This window comes from Salinimicrobium sp. CAU 1759 (assembly GCF_054482715.1).
The window spans coordinates 276,557-293,178 of record NZ_JBTLRK010000001.1 but is presented as its reverse complement, the minus strand read 5'-3'; the positions used below and the strand labels follow the sequence as shown (position 1 = coordinate 293,178).

Genomic DNA, 16,622 nt, shown 5'->3' with positions numbered 1-16,622 from the left:
CTAAGTTTTTTACTAAAATGCAGAACATTTGCCGCACCCGCACTGCCTTTTACTAAAATTTAACGTGTAATCGCCAGTACTTGCTTAACTTTACAGCCTTTAAATTTTCACATGAATTCACCAGAAAGATATACGATCACAGCGGCTCTACCTTACACTAATGGGCCTATACATATTGGCCATTTGGCAGGAGTTTACGTTCCTTCTGATATTTATGCACGTTTCCAGAGAATGCAGGGAAAGGATGTGGCTTTTGTGTGTGGAAGTGACGAGCATGGAGTGCCAATTACTATCAAAGCAAAAAAGGAAGGAGTTTCTCCCCAGGATGTGGTGGATAAATACCACAAGATCATCAAAAAGAGCTTTGAAGACTTCGGAATTTCTTTCGATAATTATTCGAGGACTTCAGCCAATATCCATCATAAAACAGCTTCAGAATTTTTCAGAAAATTATATGAAGAGGGAAAATTTACTGAAGAAACCACGCAGCAGCTATACGACGAAAAAGCTGAGCAATTTTTAGCTGACCGGTTTGTTGTAGGTACCTGTCCAAAGTGCGGGTACGAAGAGAGCTATGGAGATCAATGTGAAAAATGCGGAACCAGCCATAATGCTACAGATCTAATAAATCCTAAGTCGGCTATCACCGGCTCAAAACCTGTTCTAAAGGAAACCAGGCACTGGTTCTTACCTTTGGATCAATATGAAGGTTGGCTAAAGGAATGGATCCTTGAAGGCCATAAGAAGGATTGGAAACCGAATGTTTATGGGCAGGTGAAATCCTGGATCGATGATGGATTGCGACCAAGAGCCGTGACAAGAGATCTGGACTGGGGAATCCCGGTGCCTGTGGAAGGAGCGGAAGGTAAAGTTCTCTATGTATGGTTTGATGCGCCAATTGGTTATATCTCTTCCACTAAGGAATGGGCAGAAAAAACAGGGAGAGACTGGGAGCCTTACTGGAAAAGTGATGACACCAAACTTGTACATTTTATAGGAAAAGACAACATTGTTTTCCACTGTGTGATCTTTCCCGCAATGCTAAAAGCTGAAGGGAGTTTTGTGCTTCCGGAAAACGTGCCCGCAAACGAATTTTTGAACCTGGAAGGTAACAAGCTTTCCACTTCAAAGAACTGGGCGGTGTGGTTGCATGAATATCTTGAGGACTTTCCGGGTCAGCAGGATGTGTTGAGGTATGCTTTGACTGCGAATGCACCCGAAACAAAAGATAATGACTTTACCTGGAAAGATTTCCAGGCGAGAAATAATAATGAGCTGGTTGCCATTTTTGGAAACTTTATCAACCGGGTGGTGGTGCTTACCAATAAGTATTACGACGGAATTGTTCCAAAACCGCGTGATTTTTCTGAAGTAGATGAACAAACCTTAGCCGAACTTAAAGCTTATCCTGCAGTTATAGCCAGTTCCATAGAGCGTTACAGGTTTAGGGAGGCACAAGGGGAACTAATGAATGTGGCCCGTCTCGGAAACAAATATCTGGCAGATGAAGAACCGTGGAAACTAATCAAGACAGATGAAGAAAGAGTGAAGACCATCATGTATGTTGCTCTTCAAATATCTGCAGCTCTTGCGAGCCTCAGCGAACCTTTCCTGCCGTTCACTTCACAGAAACTTAAATCGATTCTCGATTATGGCCGCTCAACTTCCGAAGCGGTGATCCATACCAGCGGAATAACATTTGGAGAGGACGAAGAAAGCGAGTGGGATCAAATTAGCACCGGAAAAGAGCTTTTAGAGCCGGGACATGCAATTGGAAAAGCAGAACTACTCTTTTCTAAAATAGAAGCCGAACAAATTCAGAAGCAATTGGAAAAACTTGAAGCCACCAAAGCGGCAAACATAGCCGACAATAAAAAAGCCGAACCACAAAAGGAAACTGCCACTTTTGAAGACTTTTCAAAAATGGACCTTCGCGTGGGAACCATCGTGGAAGCCCAAAAAATGCCTAAGGCAAATAAGCTACTGGTATTAAAGGTAGACACAGGTTTAGATGTTCGTACCATAGTTTCGGGAATTGCCGAAAGCTTTAAGCCTGAAGATATCATTGGGAAAAAAGTTACCGTTCTGGTGAACCTTGCCCCAAGAAAACTCCGCGGGGTAGAAAGTGAAGGGATGATCCTTATGACCGAGAACAAAGAAGGTAAATTAGTCTTTGTCAATCCCGATGAAGATGGGGTGAAGGAGGGGACGGTGATTTCTTAGGAGCTCCATGTTTTATATAAAAGCCTTACAGGTTTCCATACCTGTGAGGCTTTTTTTTGCCTTTTCAGGTCATATCTTGAAAGGGATTAGAAGAAATACAGGAGGTAATTTACTCTCAAAAAGGAGCTTTTTAAATTGAGTTTCAGCATCTTAGCCTTATTGGATGCTGCTGGCATAATTGTTGATGATTTTCACCAATGAAGTTAATTTATAATAAACTTCATAACATTTATAGCCATCTAACCACATTTTATGAAGAAATTTTACTTTTTGCTGTTTGTTTTTTCTTTTGCCTTTCAGCCATTGACAGCTCAAAATTCCACTGAAAAATTACTTGAAGATTTAAAAGATTATCACTCTATTCCCAGGGAGGTTGCATATCTGCATCTCAACAAATCGGTTCTTCTTCAGGGGGAGCAGTTAGGATTTTCTGCTTATGTAGTGAATAAAAATGATCTCAAACCCTCTAAAGAGACTACCAACCTGTATGTACAGGTGAAGAATGAAGCCGGGGAAATAGTTAGGGAAAAACTTTTGCTGGTAGAAAATGGAGTAGCTTCAAATTTAGTGGAAATTGATAATACCTTCCCTACCGGGAATTATACCATCACAGCATTTACCAACTGGATGAGGAATTTTAACGAACAAAATTTCTTTACAGAGAGTTTTAGAGTAATAGAATCTAATCTTGCTCATAAGGCCGACAAAGTCGTAGAACAAGGTGTAGATGTACAATTCCTTCCTGAAAGCGGACATCTTTTAAGTGATGTGGTTAACAGTATTGGGATAATAGCAAAGGACCAAACAGGGCATGGGATAGCTAATGCTACTGTTGTTGTTAGAGATAGTAAGAACAGAGATCTTGCAAATGTACAATTGAACAGATTTGGAATAGGTAAGTTTTCAATGATCCCCGATCCACAGGAGAACTATACGGCAGTTGTTGTCCAGGAAAATAACGAAATTCCTGTCGCTTTCGACACACCGGTCGAGCAGGAGGGGGTCATTCTCACGGCCACTCAAAGGGGAAGGGAACTGCGCCTATTGGTTTCTACCAATACTAGCAGTTTGAAAAACATTCAGAAAAAACCGCTGACTCTTACCATTCAGAACCGGAGCCTGGTAGATGCTCACGAGATCGAATTTAGGGAAAAGAAGACTATTCCTGTGATTGTTGATATGAGTACTCTGGCATCAGGGATAAATATAATTACACTTTTTGATGAGGACCGTAATCCAATAGCCGAGCGTTTGGTCTTTAATCATCACGAGCTTCCGGTAATGGGGATGCCTAAGACTCAAATAACTTCCCTTCAGGATTCCCTGCAGTTAAGATTTCCCTTTCAGAAAGAAGAAAAGGTAAAGTTCAGTGTTTCCATCCTGCCCCAAAATACGGTTTCAGCTAACCGACATCACAATATCATATCTTACAACCTGCTGCAGCCTTATGTGCGCGGTACAATCGAAAACGCAGGCTGGTATTTCGAGGAAAATACAGAAGACAGGAAATTTGAACTGGATAATCTTCTGCTCACCCAGGGTTGGAGTAGCTATGACTGGAATAAAATCTTTAATTCTGAATTTAAGCTCAACCACAGGTTTGAGAATTATTTTGAATTAAGAGCTACTATACATTCGAGAGATGTTGATAAAAGGGAACTTCGATACCTGGTTCATGCGACAGCAAATAATAATCCTTTAGTTGCTGAAATACCTTCAGAAAAAGAAGCTTTTGTTTTTGATGGCTTTAGGCCCGTAGAAGGGGAGCAAGTCTATATTTCAAGAATTAAGAGAAATGACAACCTGGTTCCTGCAAAACTTGCATTGCAAAGTTTCCCTCAAAATTTCCCCTATTTCCAATTTGAAGGGGATCTTCTTGAACAGCAATTACAGTATGTAAAAAATTCAGGAAATGGACTTATGCAGGTTTTTAGGTTCGGGAATGAAATTGAAGAATTGGGAGAAGTCTCTCTGGAAGCGAAAGTTGACAGATTAAAGGAGCGCGAGAGAAAACTTGGAGCACATAGTTTTGGAAGTGCATATGTAGTTGATAATGATGATGTGGCCCTATACGGAACTTTGGCAAACCTGTTAAGAGCAAAAGGGGTAAGGGTATATGAAGCTGGAGGGAATTTTTCGGTGGCTACAATGTTCTCTAATACAAGTAGCTTTAACCGGGGCAATTCGGGAATTACTTCCGGCTCGGTATCTGCAACAGATAGTGGAATTATAGAGCCAGGTAAAGGTGCACCAACCTTGGGTGAATCTCAAAGCGTAGCTGTATATCTTGACGGGGTTCTACAATATGATCTAAGTAGGTTTTACCAGTACTCTCTGGTTGATGTAGATTATGTTGAGATCAATAAAACAGGAATGGGCAATGGCTTTATAGGAAATAAGGGCCACATTAAAATTTATACTGTACCCGGCTCCCGCTATGGGAACAGAGATCGAGACAGGATACAGGAGTTTGATCTTCCGCTTGCTTATAGTCTTAAGAAGGAATTCTATGTCCCCAGGTATGAAAGTACCACAGATGATTTCTTCCAGGCATACGGAATTATAGATTGGAAAGCTGGTTTGACATCTGAAAATGGCGAGGCTGTCAGTTTTAAAATTGATAGACCTAAAGTTGATTACCAGATCATCACCGAAGGCTTTACAGAAGCCGGGAAGTTAATTTATGATGTGGAAAAGGTTTCTATAGGGAAATAGGTTTTTCTATCTTAGGGCCGCATGCTCAAGATAGCCTATCATCCAATTTACGTGCTGCCATTGCCGGAAGGCCATCGCTTCCCCATGGAGAAGTATGAGCTGGTGCCACAGCAACTTTTGCACGAAGGAACGTGTTCTCAAAAGAACTTTTTTGAACCGGAATATCCCAATGAAGCCGATGTACTTGCAGTTCATGACAAAGTTTATGTGGAAGCTTTGAAAAACCAGACGCTTAGCTACAGGGAAGCACGCAAAATAGGGCTTCCTCTAAGTGAAAGGCTGGTGGAGAGAGAATTCATCATCACTTCGGGAACTATTAAGGCAGCTGAGTATGCGCTTGAAAACGGGGTAGCAATGAACATCGCCGGCGGCACCCATCATGCTTATACTAATCAGGGAGAGGGATTTTGCATGTTCAATGATCAGGCGGTGGCGGCGAGATGGCTGCAGCGGAAAAAACTGGCTAAAAAGATCCTGATTGTCGATCTGGATGTGCACCAGGGAAATGGCACGGCAGAGATATTTCAGAATGATCCTTCTGTTTTTACTTTTTCAATGCATGGCAAAAATAATTATCCTTTTAAAAAGGAGAAAAGCGACCTGGACATTGAGCTGGAAAATGGTACGGGAGCCGAAGAATATTTGGAGATCCTAAAAGAGAATCTGCCGCGACTTATTGAAGAACAGAAACCGGATTTCATTTTCTATTTGAGTGGAGTGGATATCCTTAAGACAGATAAACTGGGAAAACTCGGTTGTACCGTTGCCGGGTGTAAAGAACGAGACCGGTTTGTGCTTCAGACTTGCCATGATCTCAATATTCCGGTTGAGGTGAGTATGGGAGGAGGATACTCCCCTCATATAAAAGATATTATCGAGGCCCATGCCAATACTTTCCGGTTGGCGCAGGAGATATTCTTTTAAGGTGATTTTGGTGCAGGAATAATGCTGATGATCTCATGCACAGGGATCCACACCTCGAAAGAAAAAGGTTCTGGGTCTTCGGGGATGAGATCAACATCAAATGCGATATGATACAGAGATTTGTTCCAGGCCATGTAGGGAGTGCCAACAAGGAAAGTATCATTACCGGTGGAAACGAATTTGGTATGACTCATAATCAGTATTCTGGAGTCATTACTAGCCATCGGTTCTGTTTCATACATGAGGGTGGTATTATCCGGATCATTTGAAAATCCGAAGCCTTTGGTCATCACCCGCACGAATCCGTCAAAGATTTGCTCCTCAGTCATGCTATTTCACTTTTAAATTGATTTGTAATTAATTGATTATCAATATACAACAAAATGATTTATTTGAGATAAGACAATTTCAAGTAATTAGCAGTCCTCTTTTAATAGAAGAAATCCCGCTCTGCAGCGGGATTTCTTCTATTGTAAAAGGCCGATTTTCAGTTACTTTTTTCCGGAAGCTTTAATTCCCGGCAAACCACCTCGGTCACATATTTTTTATTGCCGTTCTTATCCTCATAGCTGCGGCTGCTCAATTTGCCTTCGATCTCTACTTCCCTGCCTTTAGGAACTTGTTGTTCTACCATTTCGGCCATCTTCCCCCAGGCAATAATATTATGCCATTGGGTGTCGGTGACTTTTTCTCCTTTGTAGTTAGTATAGGTCTCCCGGGTGGCAATTGAGAATTTTGCCAGCTTCTTTCCGGTGCTAAGAGTGAGGATTTCCGGAGCTTTTCCTACGTTTCCGGAAAGCTGCACGTTGTTCTTTAATGTGTTCATAATTGTATCTATTACGGTTGACAATTCATTACTTTCCAAGAAGCAGGATCTCATTGCACACAACTTCTGTTATATATCTCTTGATTCCATCCTTATCTTCATAGCTGCGGCTGGTAAGTTTTCCTTCCACGCCTATCTCTTTACCTTTTGGAACATAGTTCTCAATGAGCTCAGCGGTTTTCCCCCAGGCCACCACGTGGTGCCATTGTGTATCGGTGATCTTTTCTCCTTTGTTGTTCTTGTAGGTCTCGTTAGTGGCGATAGAGAATTTGGCAAGTTTCTTTCCCGATTCCATTGTGACGATCTCCGGTGCGTTACCTACGTGGCCAATCAACTGTACTTTGTTTCTTAAGTTATTCATGATGTAAAGAATTTAGTTTAGCTGAAAATCATTCGTTCATTTCAACAGGACAAACCTACCACCGGCTTCAACTCTTATTCGGTTGATACTGATTTGTTTTCGTTTACATCCGCTTGTAAGCATTTGTACACGGATATGACTGCAGATTTATTTTTCGTATTATTACACAACCACGCTTTTTCGCTAGGAGAGCTGCCAATTCACGAACTTGATGAACCAAAACGCTTTTTGGAAATATTACCGGGATTTTAATTTTTTCAACCTGAGCTTTTCTGTCCTTTCGGGAATTTTCTTTGGACCTGTTAGCGCATTGCTCATCTTCCTTAGCTTCGGAATGGGTATTGGCTATCTTGGATATAACTTCTTTAGGAAGGATGAGTATTATTTGTATTACAACCTGGGTTTCAGTAAATCCTATCTTATAAAAAAGGTGTGGTTGTTTAACCTGCTTTTCATGGGGCCTGTACTGCTAATTCTGTTCCTGTTTTTATGAATCGGCTGCAGGTAAATCACCTAAACAAGAGCTTCGGAAAAAGACAAATTCTGGACGAGGTTTCCCTGACCTTAAAAACGGGAGAGATTCTTGGCCTTTTTGGAAGGAATGGTTCCGGGAAATCTACATTACTTAAATGTATAATGGGTGCTCTGAAGGCTGATTCGTTAACGATGAATATTGACGGGGAAGAGATAAATTCTTCCGAAGTCATTCCGCGTCAAAAGATTGGATTTCTACCTCAGGATACTTTCCTTCCGAAGGAAATGAAAGTGCGGAATGTCATTCCGCTTATCTTTCCAAAAGGGGAAAATCAGGATAAGATTTTTTATTCAGCAGGGGTGGCGGCATTTGACGGAAAGATCGTCGGAAAGCTGTCTGCCGGACAACTAAGATATCTGGAACTTCTTTTACTTGCCCATATGCCGCATCCTTTCCTGCTCCTGGATGAACCTTTTTCAATGCTGGAGCCCCGGGGAATTGAACTGGTAAAGGAATTACTGTTTTCTCTTAAAACTACTAAAGGACTTTTAATCACAGATCATTACTACCGGGATGTTCTGGAAGTGGCTAACCGCAGTTTTGTGCTGAAGAACGGAGCGTCCTTTGAAGTGAAAAATGAACACGACCTGGTGAGTCATAAATATTTAAAAATGAGAAAGGAATGAAACCAGCATCGGCTAAAGAAATAAAGGATGAATTAAAGCATCTCGATCGGGGAGAGCTCCTCGAGATCGTGCAGCGCCTTGCCCGCTTCAAAAAAGAAAATAAGGAGCTGCTAACATATTTGCTGTTTCAGACTCAGGATGAGGAGAAATTCAAAGCCGATATAAAAGCTGAGATGGACAGGGAGCTCTCTGGGATCAACAGGAGCAGCTATTACTTCATGAAGAAAAGCATGCGAAAGGTCCTTCGGAATGTGAAAAAATTTAGCCGGTATTCCGGAAAGAAAGAGACAGAAACAGAGCTGCTGATCTATTACCTTCAAAAAATGCATAATTTCAAACCATCTGTCCACCGCAACAAAACCTTGCAGAATCTATATGAGAGACAGCTGGCTCTCGTAAACAAGAATATGGAGAAATTGCATGAAGATCTACAATATGATCTGAAATTAGAGCTGGAGAAATTAGAAGATTAGAATTTAGAAATACGAGTGTAGGACTGTATTTTCAGCTCAATTGATTATTTATTATTAAATTGATAACATGGAAAAAGGCTGTCTTGAATGTGGGGAAAAGATAGTGGGCAGGACCGATAAGAAGTTCTGCAGCGATCATTGCCGCAATGCTTATAATAACAACCTCAATAAGGATAGTAAGAATATGGTGCGCAACGTCAATAACCAGCTGCGCAAGAACTATAGGATCCTTGAAGAATTGAATCCCGATGGCAAAATTAAACTTCCCAAGTCAAAACTGGCAGCTAAAGGATTCAACTTCGACTATTTTACCAGTATATACACTACCAAAACGGGAAATGTCTACTACTTCGTCTATGACCAGGGTTATTTGCCGCTGGAAGGGGATTTCTATGCGTTGGTCAAAAGGATCTAATAGCCCCAGCTCTGTCCTTTAAGTAAAAGTGCTGCGCGTAAAACATCGCTTTGACTTAATTGCCCTACTAATTTGCCGTTACTCACAATAGGAAAACGGCGGAATTTATGTTCGATGAATTTTTTGGCAGCGTCCAGGACGTTCATATCGGCATCTATGGTAACCGCATTACAGGTCATTCTTTTCTCTACTGAATTATCATCCATGGGCATGTTGTAATAGCGACTATCGGAAATATGTTTCATGCAATCTCCTTCAGAAATTACTCCCTGCAGGTTATTGTCTTCATCAACCACACATCCTCCAGAAATTTTATGCTTAAGCAGCTGCTCCATGACCTCCATTACAGTCTGTTCTTTTCTGAAGGTAACCAGGTCTGTAGACATATAATCTTTAACACAAATTGGAGCACTTGCAGCTTTTTCCGGCTCTGCTCTTCTTCCCTGAAAGCTCTTGATTCCCATGGTACAAGTATTTGATAGTGAGTTTTTAAAATAGGAAATTAATCCAATTAGGAAAAGCGTATTGGCAATACTTTAAGAATTTAATAAAGATAGCTTCAGGATTTGAAAGGCTTTTAAATATATTTGAGCTATGTCAAAAAATATACAGGCTCTCTTTGCTCTAATTATAATAGTTTCAGGTGTCATCTGGAGCTTTAACGGCACCCGTCCCCAGGTAGATCTGGACCGGGAAGTCCCGATGGATCAATTTTCAACCGCCCGTGCTTTTGAACATGTGAAGGCTTTAGCCCGGGAGCCACATTATGTTGGCAGCAAGGCCCATGCTTACGCTCGAAATTACCTCGTAGATGAACTTGAGAAGCTCGGACTTCTTGTGGAGATGCAGGAGGGATTCACTTTAAATAGAGGAGGGACACTGGTAAGACCTCAAAACATTCTGGCACGAATAGATGGGAAGGGTAACGGGAAAGCATTACTGCTTATGTCCCATTATGACAGCGCCATGCATTCTTCCCCCGGAGCCAGTGATGCCGCGAGTGGGGTAGCGACAATCCTGGAAGGGATACGGGCTTATCTAGCTGCCGGTAGAATTCCTGAAAATGACATCATCCTGCTTTTTACCGATGCCGAAGAACTCGGCCTTAATGGTGCCGAACTTTTTACTAAAGAACATCCCTGGGCAAAAGATGTAGGACTGGCGCTAAATTTCGAATCCCGCGGAAGTGGAGGCAATTCTTTTATGCTCCTTGAAACCAATGGAGGAAATAAGAAATTGATCCAGCATTTTGCCGAGTCCGGTGTATCATATCCGGTCACGAATTCCCTTGCCTACAGCGTTTATAAAATGCTGCCCAATGACACAGATCTCACTGTGCTCCGTGAGCAGGGAGATATCGACGGACTCAATTTTGCATTTATAGATGATCATTTTGACTATCACACGGCTACAGATACTCCCGAAAACCTCGATATCAGAACTCTGGCTCACCAGGGAAGCTACCTAATGCCCTTACTCGAATATTCAGCCACGGTTCCTCTCGATGATCTTTCTTCGGAAGATGATATGCTGTTCTTCAATATTCCTGGTTTTCGCCTGATTAAGTACCCATATACCTGGATCCTTCCAATGTTGATCATAGCAGGAGTATTGCTCCTGGTCGTCATCATCTTTGGTATGTCTAATAGGAGGCTTGAGATAAAAGCCATGGTTACAGGATTTGTGCCATTATTACTATCCTTATTCCTTACAGGACCTATAAGTTATTTCTTCTGGCAGTTCGCCCTTTGGTTCTATCCGGAATATGCAGAGATGGAACATGGTTTTACCTATAACGGTTATTGGTACATAGGAGCGGTGATCTTCCTTTCCCTGGCTATTTGTTTTTACATCTATCACAAATTCCGGAAGCCTGATAATTCCTGTGAACTGATGGTTGCACCACTTATTCTATGGATAATTATAAGCGCTTTGGCAGCAGCCTATCTAAAGGGCGCGGCCTATTTTATCATTCCTGTGCTTTTTGGGATCATTCAGCTGTTCATCTTGGTGAATGATCCAAAGTGGAAATTACCTGCAGTGGCATTCCTGTGTCTCCCGGCTATTTTTCTTCTCATGCCATTTATTGTCAGTTTTCCGGTGGCTTTGGGATTGGGAATGCTGGTGCTTTCGGCAATTCTTATCACCTTGTTGTTCAGCTTGCTGTGGCCGGTGTTTGGAGCCTTCAGAAATAACCAGCTGTTCGGGTTCTTCAGCTTTATAGTCTTTATCGGACTTTTCATCATTGCTCATTTTAAAGCCGATTTTAACGAGGAGCGCCCGCGGCCAAACAGTCTTGTTTACCTGGTTGATGAAGACAAGGGCGTTGCTACCTGGAATACCTATGAGGAGGTGCTTGATGATTATACCGCTCCCTATTTTGATACTGCTTTAGAAGCCCCAGAGGAAGATTGGTTTGGTAGCAAGAATGGTAGCAGTTTTAGAAAAACAGCTCCTGCCCCTCCAATAATGCTTCCCAAGCCTTTCATTTCTATTGAAAAAGCAGTGATCGAACCTGAAGGACAGGACCTTTATAATATAAAAATAGCGCCTAACAGGCCCATCAACCGAATAGAGCTTTTTGCTGATAAGTCAATTAATTTCAAAAGCTTTAAAGCCAATGATAAGGTAGCCGGAGATCTGCGGCCGGGGCAAAGCAGTTTGCATGTTCACAAGAATCGCTGGCGGGACAGGTTCTTATCTTATTACGCAGTGAGCAAAGATACCTTACGCCTGGAAGTAAGCGTGGAGGAAGGCTTGCATCCCGGGATCACGCTCCTGGAAGCCTCTTACGACCTGCATGAGAATCCGCAGCTGAATGTGCCACCACGTTCTCCCGATATGATCCCTCGACCGTTTGTAGTAAATGATGCCATTGTAATGAAAACAAGTTTCAAATTGGAGTAGATTTGCAAAAGAACCAAAAAATCAGATCCAGGGGTCAGGACGATTTAATCGAAAATTGGAATTTGGTGCTTGTGTTTGAAATTTTTTAATCCTTAATCCTTAGACATTAAACCTTTAAAAAACATTTCCATATTAGGAACCGGATGGCTGGGATTACCCCTGGCAAAAATGTTAATTGCGGAAGGTATTTCAGTAAAAGGGAGCACTACTTCTAGAGATCGGCTGCCTGTGCTAAAAGATGCCGGTATTGAACCTTTTCAAATCAAGGTTGCTGCGGAAGGAGTTCAAGGAAATATTAGTGGGTTTTTAGCTTCGGCTGAAGTTCTCATAGTTGATTTTCCGCCCGGTCTTAGAAAAGAGCCACAGCTTGACTATACGGGGGCTATAGAGAAACTTGCTGAGGCCATAGAAACATCAGGTGTTAAAAAGGTCATTTTTGTATCCTCTATTTCAGTCTATGAGGCAACGGAGAGCTTCAGCATTTATACTGAAGATTCAGAAGCGAATACGACTTCGGCTTCCGGAAAGGAAATAATTTCGGCGGAAAAGACCCTGCTCAAAAACCCCATTTTTGACACCACAGTGATTCGCTTCGGCGGACTAATTGGCGCCGGCCGACATCCCGTGAAGTATCTCGCCGGAAGAAGCGGAATCTCAAATCCATTGGGTCCTGTGAATCTGATACACCTCAAAGATTGCCTGCAGGTCATAAAAAAGCTGCTCGAAAATGACATTTTTGGAGAGGTATATAATGCAGTCTATCCGCTCAATCCGCCACGGGAGAAGTACTACACTGAAAAAGCCCGGGAAGCGGGGTTGGAACTTCCTCAATTCGATCATTCAAAGCCTTCAGTAGGAAAAGTGATTTCGGCCTCTAAAGTGATGCGGGAGCTGGGGATGGAATTTTCGGCAGGAATTTAAACAGCTAACAATTATCAATAATCAATGATCACCTGTAGGCTCAATGTACGGCCTGAACTTATTTTATTCGGACAAATAATTCCTGCCTGCTGTATCCGCACGGATTACAAATCCGCGCCATCCGTTTCCCCAACTTTTCCAAAGTTTTAATAATTGTATAGGACTTTAAATCTGAATGATGGCATTTTGGTCTGTTAACTTTGGAAAAGTTCTAACCGGTTTGGAATTTGGTAAAAGTTTCCTGGCATTCTCCGATCACTAATTAACTAATCTCGAATTAACCAATCTCCAACTAACCAATCTCAAATTAACCCTTTTTGTAATCTGGTACTTGGGATATGAAGTTTTTTCCTCTTGATAACTTTTAAAATTTTATGAGTGGCACCGGCCGCCTGTTTTTTTAGATTTGAGGTTTCGAATAATACAGGAGAGCCGATGAGTGCATTTGTCATTAGTAAAAGAGACACCGGAAATTATAAATTCACTTTTGCCTCCCGAAAGGGAAAAACCATCTTCACCAGCATCGCCTGCAGGGAGAAATCTGATTGTGAGAAGATCATCGAGACCATCCAGGGAGATCTGGAATCTTTTACCTTTAGAAAGGCCAGAACAGGATCTGGAAAATATTTCTTCAGGATCACCCGCGGCGGACTCGTCCTCGCTACCAGCCGCAAATTTTCTACAGAACTTATGCTGCAAAAAGGAATAGACCAGTTCCTCAAATATGTCCCTGAAGCTGAAACTCTTGATTTTTCAATGAGTGAGGATGTGTTTGCCGAGCTGGAGGAGGAAGAGTAAAATTATATTTTACATTCCTCACCTGCCAGTTGTTCGGGAGTTGGATTATATGCGTTATCCCTTACCTCAAAACTATTCCACCCGGAGACGCTGTGCTCCTGAAGTCCGCAAAAATTTTGTAAAGAAGAGTTTGAAATAACTCTAAGGGAAATTTTAGTAGTGTCTCCCAAATTTTCAAGGCCATCAAGGTTAGTAAGACTATGATTGCTGACAAGTTTTAAGTCGCTGACTTCTTCCAAACCCGTTAACCCATTAAGGTTTTCCAGGCTTGGATTAGCGCCAATGGATATAAACTGCGCTTTCTTGAGTCCGGGCATGTTTATTGACGTAAGACTGGAATTTCCACCAATTTCCAGCCATTTGACTTCAGGAATATTAGCTAAGCCCTCTGTGTTAGTTACTTCTGTATTAGTGAGATGAACATATTCCACCTTACTTTTTATGTTACTCAACGCCTGGATATTATTCAGGTTATCGAGATCGGAAAATGAAAGAATGTAATAAACGGAGGTTATGCCTTCCAGCCCATGAAGTGACTCTATTAAAGGACTACCTCTTAATTCTATTGTCGTGAGATCTGCTGTTATACTTTGAAGTGCACTAATATCTACAAGTAAAGGATTATTGATGATAGTTAACCACGCATCTTTTTCCAGATTCAAATTTTCCAGACCATTTAGATTTTCAAGCTGCGTTCCTAAAAAGCTAAGATCTCCTCTAACGCTTTTAATTGAACTCAGACCATTTAGATCTACAATAGGATCTGTGGTAGATTCCCCTGTAAAAGAAAGATTTCCTGTAATTACTGTAAATTCATTTTCTGCGAAGGCATCCACTTCTGCCTGCGATGAAAAATTTTTTGAGCTGTTATAATACTTTTCTGCAGGTTCAGGATTCGTCTTTTCTTTTTCTTCCGAAGGGCCATCAGAACTACAGGAGAACAGGAAAAAAACGAGGAGCAGTGGAAGAAAGGGAATTTTCATAAGAATTAAGGAATAGCTAAAAATTAGTGGGTAATATAGGTAAAACTTGTTATTTTTAGAAAAATTCAAAAAATTTCATACATAGCCACTATTTTACTAATTATCAGTCTTCTGTAGAAGGTTTTTTTTGAAAATAAATGTGAAGTATCGAAATATAAAGGATGAAAACCTCACGTTATGATAAAATACTTTCATTTACTCCTTCTTATAGCTGTTGTTTTAGGGTGCAGTCCCGACGGTAGTACAGATGACGAATCCAATTCAAAAGCAGGAATTGAAAGCTTCAAGATTGAAATTACTTCTCCAATTCAAACAAGAGATTATTCTTTTCATCATCCTACAAAACCTTCTGGAGGTTATGAGGGAGTTTTTTCTAACCCTGCAGGGGAATTGACTTTTACGGGTGAGATTAATGTAACATTTAATAAAACCTCAGAAGAAACAGAAATACCCGATTTTGAGGTGCTATGGCGAAGTAGTATCGACGGTATACTGCACCAGGGTAAGGCAGGGGAAGGACTTCAAACAGATATTAAAAGGAAATTATCTAAAGGCATACATACCGTATACCTCGAAGCTTCTATTCCCGGCACCCGGTTTGCGGCTAAAGACTCCCTAATTTTATCTAACACAATAGAACTTAAGGCTGAAAGCACCGGGAAGTCAATTGCTCTTAAGTGGTCCAAATATGAGGGGCAGGATTTTCTATCCTATTTGATCTACAGGCAGGACCATACTCCAGTAGTTGAGATCCAAGATATCAACACTTTAGAATATATGGTGGCCGGAAGTAATTCTTTCATTGCTGAACATGAATACCAGGTTATCGTTCGCACCAGTAATAATTATGATCATCCTGTTGGGAGCAATATTTCCCTGCAACACCAGGGTATTTTCGTTAAATTCCCCCATTTTATCCATAAAATCATCAAGGATCCTCTGAGGTCGAAGGTGTATGCTATTGTAGGCCCGGAGTATTCTCACTACGATTCTACTACTTTTGGGCTTCTTATTATTGATGTGGGGGAGGAGAACTTTCAGATCGATTCCCACATTTTACAAGACCAAAAATTTGCCGATCTGGATATTTCACCTGATGGGCAAAATCTCTTCCTCGTACAGAAGAATGTTGACCAGATCACTAAGCTAAACCTGGACCGGCTGGAAGCCGAAACTTTCGTCACCAATACAAATGGATGGGGCTTTCATAAAATAGAAGTGGGTAAGGATAATACGCTTTATTGTCACAGAAATCCTCCAACATCTGGAAGCACGGGATTCTGGATCTTTGACGGCAATAATGGAGATCTTATTAGAAGTCAGGAATCTGTTTTGAGGCATGGAGATATTGAATACAATAGTTCTTTTGATGCCCTTTATGGAGGGGAAAGCAATACCAGTAACGGAAGAATGTACAAATACAATGTAACGGCAAATTCAATCGTTCAGGTAACTCCGTATCCCGTTTGGCCCGATGGAATAACTTATCCATGGTCGCATATATTCGTCTCCGATGATGACCAGTACATACTTTGGGAGAACTTTCAGCTGGATCCAAACCTTAATGTTATTCGGACTTTCGAAACTACCATGAAAATAAGCAGTCCCGGAAATAAGTACCTGTCAAATTATGAGGAGCTCTACGACTTCAACAGTCTTGAGGCGGTTTATAAGTTTCCAATATTACCAATTACAGACAGGTCTACAATGGTCTTTATGGATGATGAGACCGTGGTAATGGCCAGGGCAGAAAATACGGGAATGAATCAGGAGGAGTACACTTACTTTTTCAGGATAAACCTGTAGTATACAGGTGCTGATTAATATAATTGTGATCACAAAAAAAAGCCTCTATAAAGAGGCTTAAAAATGTAACTTTTCGAAATCCTCATCTGAAGAGATTTCAGGAGGGTAA

At 41.3% G+C, this 16,622-nt stretch carries 16 protein-coding genes; 11 read left to right on the top strand and 5 right to left on the bottom strand.

Features of this window, described 5'->3' with window-relative positions:
• Positions 1 to 111: 111 nt before the first annotated feature.
• The 3 genes from metG (at position 112) to ACXYMT_RS01305 (ending at position 5,862) form a co-directional block, all read left to right on the top strand.
• On the top strand, positions 112 to 2,223 hold the full coding sequence (gene metG / locus ACXYMT_RS01315) for a methionine--tRNA ligase (RefSeq protein ID WP_459057288.1): 2,112 nt from the start codon (positions 112 to 114) through the stop codon (positions 2,221 to 2,223).
• A gap of 252 nt (positions 2,224 to 2,475) precedes the next feature.
• Positions 2,476 to 4,938, top strand: coding sequence for a hypothetical protein (locus ACXYMT_RS01310; RefSeq protein WP_459057287.1), 2,463 nt, complete (start codon positions 2,476 to 2,478; stop codon positions 4,936 to 4,938).
• A 21-nt stretch (positions 4,939 to 4,959) separates the two neighbouring features.
• Complete coding sequence (locus ACXYMT_RS01305; RefSeq protein ID WP_459057286.1) at positions 4,960 to 5,862, top strand: histone deacetylase family protein; 903 nt, start codon at positions 4,960 to 4,962, stop codon at positions 5,860 to 5,862.
• Here ACXYMT_RS01305 and ACXYMT_RS01300 read toward each other — a convergent pair.
• From ACXYMT_RS01300 to ACXYMT_RS01290, 3 genes are all read right to left on the bottom strand, one after another.
• A complete protein-coding gene (locus tag ACXYMT_RS01300; protein WP_459057285.1) occupies positions 5,859 to 6,191 on the bottom strand; it encodes a hypothetical protein in 333 nt (110 codons plus the stop codon). The two genes, ACXYMT_RS01305 and ACXYMT_RS01300, sit on opposite strands and share 4 nt — an antisense overlap.
• A gap of 158 nt (positions 6,192 to 6,349) precedes the next feature.
• The gene (locus ACXYMT_RS01295; RefSeq protein ID WP_459057284.1) at positions 6,350 to 6,688 is read right to left on the bottom strand and encodes a single-stranded DNA-binding protein; all 339 of its coding nucleotides are present in this window, start codon (positions 6,686 to 6,688) and stop codon (positions 6,350 to 6,352) included.
• A gap of 28 nt (positions 6,689 to 6,716) precedes the next feature.
• Positions 6,717 to 7,049, bottom strand: a complete 333-nt coding sequence (locus tag ACXYMT_RS01290) for a single-stranded DNA-binding protein (RefSeq protein ID WP_459057283.1) — start codon at positions 7,047 to 7,049, stop codon at positions 6,717 to 6,719.
• Between the two features lie 211 nt (positions 7,050 to 7,260).
• Between ACXYMT_RS01290 and ACXYMT_RS01285 the strand changes: the two genes are divergently transcribed.
• From ACXYMT_RS01285 to ACXYMT_RS01270, 4 genes are all read left to right on the top strand, one after another.
• Positions 7,261 to 7,542 (top strand): hypothetical protein, encoded by a 282-nt coding sequence (locus ACXYMT_RS01285; protein ID WP_459057282.1) that lies wholly within the window; start codon positions 7,261 to 7,263, stop codon positions 7,540 to 7,542.
• Entirely contained in the window at positions 7,539 to 8,210 is a 672-nt protein-coding gene (locus ACXYMT_RS01280; RefSeq protein ID WP_459057281.1) for an ABC transporter ATP-binding protein, read from the top strand. The genes ACXYMT_RS01285 and ACXYMT_RS01280 overlap by 4 nt, the downstream gene beginning before the upstream one ends.
• Positions 8,207 to 8,683, top strand: coding sequence for a hypothetical protein (locus ACXYMT_RS01275; protein ID WP_459057280.1), 477 nt, complete (start codon positions 8,207 to 8,209; stop codon positions 8,681 to 8,683). Before ACXYMT_RS01280 ends, ACXYMT_RS01275 begins: the two co-directional genes overlap by 4 nt.
• 67 nt (positions 8,684 to 8,750) lie before the next feature.
• Positions 8,751 to 9,098 (top strand): hypothetical protein, encoded by a 348-nt coding sequence (locus tag ACXYMT_RS01270; RefSeq protein WP_459057279.1) that lies wholly within the window; start codon positions 8,751 to 8,753, stop codon positions 9,096 to 9,098.
• Here the strand turns inward: ACXYMT_RS01270 and ACXYMT_RS01265 are convergent.
• Positions 9,095 to 9,562 carry a CBS domain-containing protein gene (locus ACXYMT_RS01265; RefSeq protein ID WP_459057278.1) on the bottom strand — a complete coding sequence of 156 codons (468 nt, stop codon included), beginning with the start codon at positions 9,560 to 9,562 and terminating at the stop codon, positions 9,095 to 9,097. The two genes, ACXYMT_RS01270 and ACXYMT_RS01265, sit on opposite strands and share 4 nt — an antisense overlap.
• Before the next feature lie 130 nt (positions 9,563 to 9,692).
• On the opposite strand from ACXYMT_RS01265, the gene ACXYMT_RS01260 reads away from it, so the two are divergent.
• The 3 genes from ACXYMT_RS01260 (at position 9,693) to ACXYMT_RS01250 (ending at position 13,724) form a co-directional block, all read left to right on the top strand.
• Positions 9,693 to 12,005, top strand: a complete 2,313-nt coding sequence (locus ACXYMT_RS01260; protein WP_459057277.1) for a M28 family peptidase — start codon at positions 9,693 to 9,695, stop codon at positions 12,003 to 12,005.
• Between the two features lie 105 nt (positions 12,006 to 12,110).
• Positions 12,111 to 12,926: an NAD(P)H-binding protein gene (locus ACXYMT_RS01255; RefSeq protein WP_459059129.1), complete on the top strand. Its 816-nt coding sequence runs from the start codon at positions 12,111 to 12,113 to the stop codon at positions 12,924 to 12,926.
• Positions 12,927 to 13,361: 435 nt separating this feature from the next.
• A complete protein-coding gene (locus ACXYMT_RS01250; RefSeq protein WP_459057276.1) occupies positions 13,362 to 13,724 on the top strand; it encodes a DUF1508 domain-containing protein in 363 nt (120 codons plus the stop codon).
• A gap of 2 nt (positions 13,725 to 13,726) precedes the next feature.
• Here the strand turns inward: ACXYMT_RS01250 and ACXYMT_RS01245 are convergent, their stop codons facing one another.
• A complete protein-coding gene (locus ACXYMT_RS01245) occupies positions 13,727 to 14,707 on the bottom strand; it encodes a hypothetical protein (protein WP_459057275.1) in 981 nt (326 codons plus the stop codon).
• A 177-nt stretch (positions 14,708 to 14,884) separates the two neighbouring features.
• On the opposite strand from ACXYMT_RS01245, the gene ACXYMT_RS01240 reads away from it, so the two are divergent.
• On the top strand, positions 14,885 to 16,513 hold the full coding sequence (locus ACXYMT_RS01240; RefSeq protein ID WP_459057274.1) for a hypothetical protein: 1,629 nt from the start codon (positions 14,885 to 14,887) through the stop codon (positions 16,511 to 16,513).
• The last annotated feature ends 109 nt before the right edge of the window (positions 16,514 to 16,622 follow it).

Excerpts from the sequence above, each read along its gene's own strand:
- metG (WP_459057288.1), top strand. The coding sequence starts at position 112 with ATGAATTCACCAGAAAGATATACGATCACAGCGGCTCTACCTTACACT.
- ACXYMT_RS01310 (WP_459057287.1), top strand. The coding sequence starts at position 2,476 with ATGAAGAAATTTTACTTTTTGCTGTTTGTTTTTTCTTTTGCCTTTCAG.
- ACXYMT_RS01305 (WP_459057286.1), top strand. The coding sequence starts at position 4,960 with ATGCTCAAGATAGCCTATCATCCAATTTACGTGCTGCCATTGCCGGAA.
- ACXYMT_RS01300 (WP_459057285.1), bottom strand. The coding sequence starts at position 6,191 with ATGACTGAGGAGCAAATCTTTGACGGATTCGTGCGGGTGATGACCAAA.
- ACXYMT_RS01295 (WP_459057284.1), bottom strand. The coding sequence starts at position 6,688 with ATGAACACATTAAAGAACAACGTGCAGCTTTCCGGAAACGTAGGAAAA.
- ACXYMT_RS01290 (WP_459057283.1), bottom strand. The coding sequence starts at position 7,049 with ATGAATAACTTAAGAAACAAAGTACAGTTGATTGGCCACGTAGGTAAC.
- ACXYMT_RS01285 (WP_459057282.1), top strand. The coding sequence starts at position 7,261 with ATGAACCAAAACGCTTTTTGGAAATATTACCGGGATTTTAATTTTTTC.
- ACXYMT_RS01280 (WP_459057281.1), top strand. The coding sequence starts at position 7,539 with ATGAATCGGCTGCAGGTAAATCACCTAAACAAGAGCTTCGGAAAAAGA.
- ACXYMT_RS01275 (WP_459057280.1), top strand. The coding sequence starts at position 8,207 with ATGAAACCAGCATCGGCTAAAGAAATAAAGGATGAATTAAAGCATCTC.
- ACXYMT_RS01270 (WP_459057279.1), top strand. The coding sequence starts at position 8,751 with ATGGAAAAAGGCTGTCTTGAATGTGGGGAAAAGATAGTGGGCAGGACC.
- ACXYMT_RS01265 (WP_459057278.1), bottom strand. The coding sequence starts at position 9,562 with ATGGGAATCAAGAGCTTTCAGGGAAGAAGAGCAGAGCCGGAAAAAGCT.
- ACXYMT_RS01260 (WP_459057277.1), top strand. The coding sequence starts at position 9,693 with ATGTCAAAAAATATACAGGCTCTCTTTGCTCTAATTATAATAGTTTCA.
- ACXYMT_RS01250 (WP_459057276.1), top strand. The coding sequence starts at position 13,362 with ATGAGTGCATTTGTCATTAGTAAAAGAGACACCGGAAATTATAAATTC.
- ACXYMT_RS01245 (WP_459057275.1), bottom strand. The coding sequence starts at position 14,707 with ATGAAAATTCCCTTTCTTCCACTGCTCCTCGTTTTTTTCCTGTTCTCC.
- ACXYMT_RS01240 (WP_459057274.1), top strand. The coding sequence starts at position 14,885 with ATGATAAAATACTTTCATTTACTCCTTCTTATAGCTGTTGTTTTAGGG.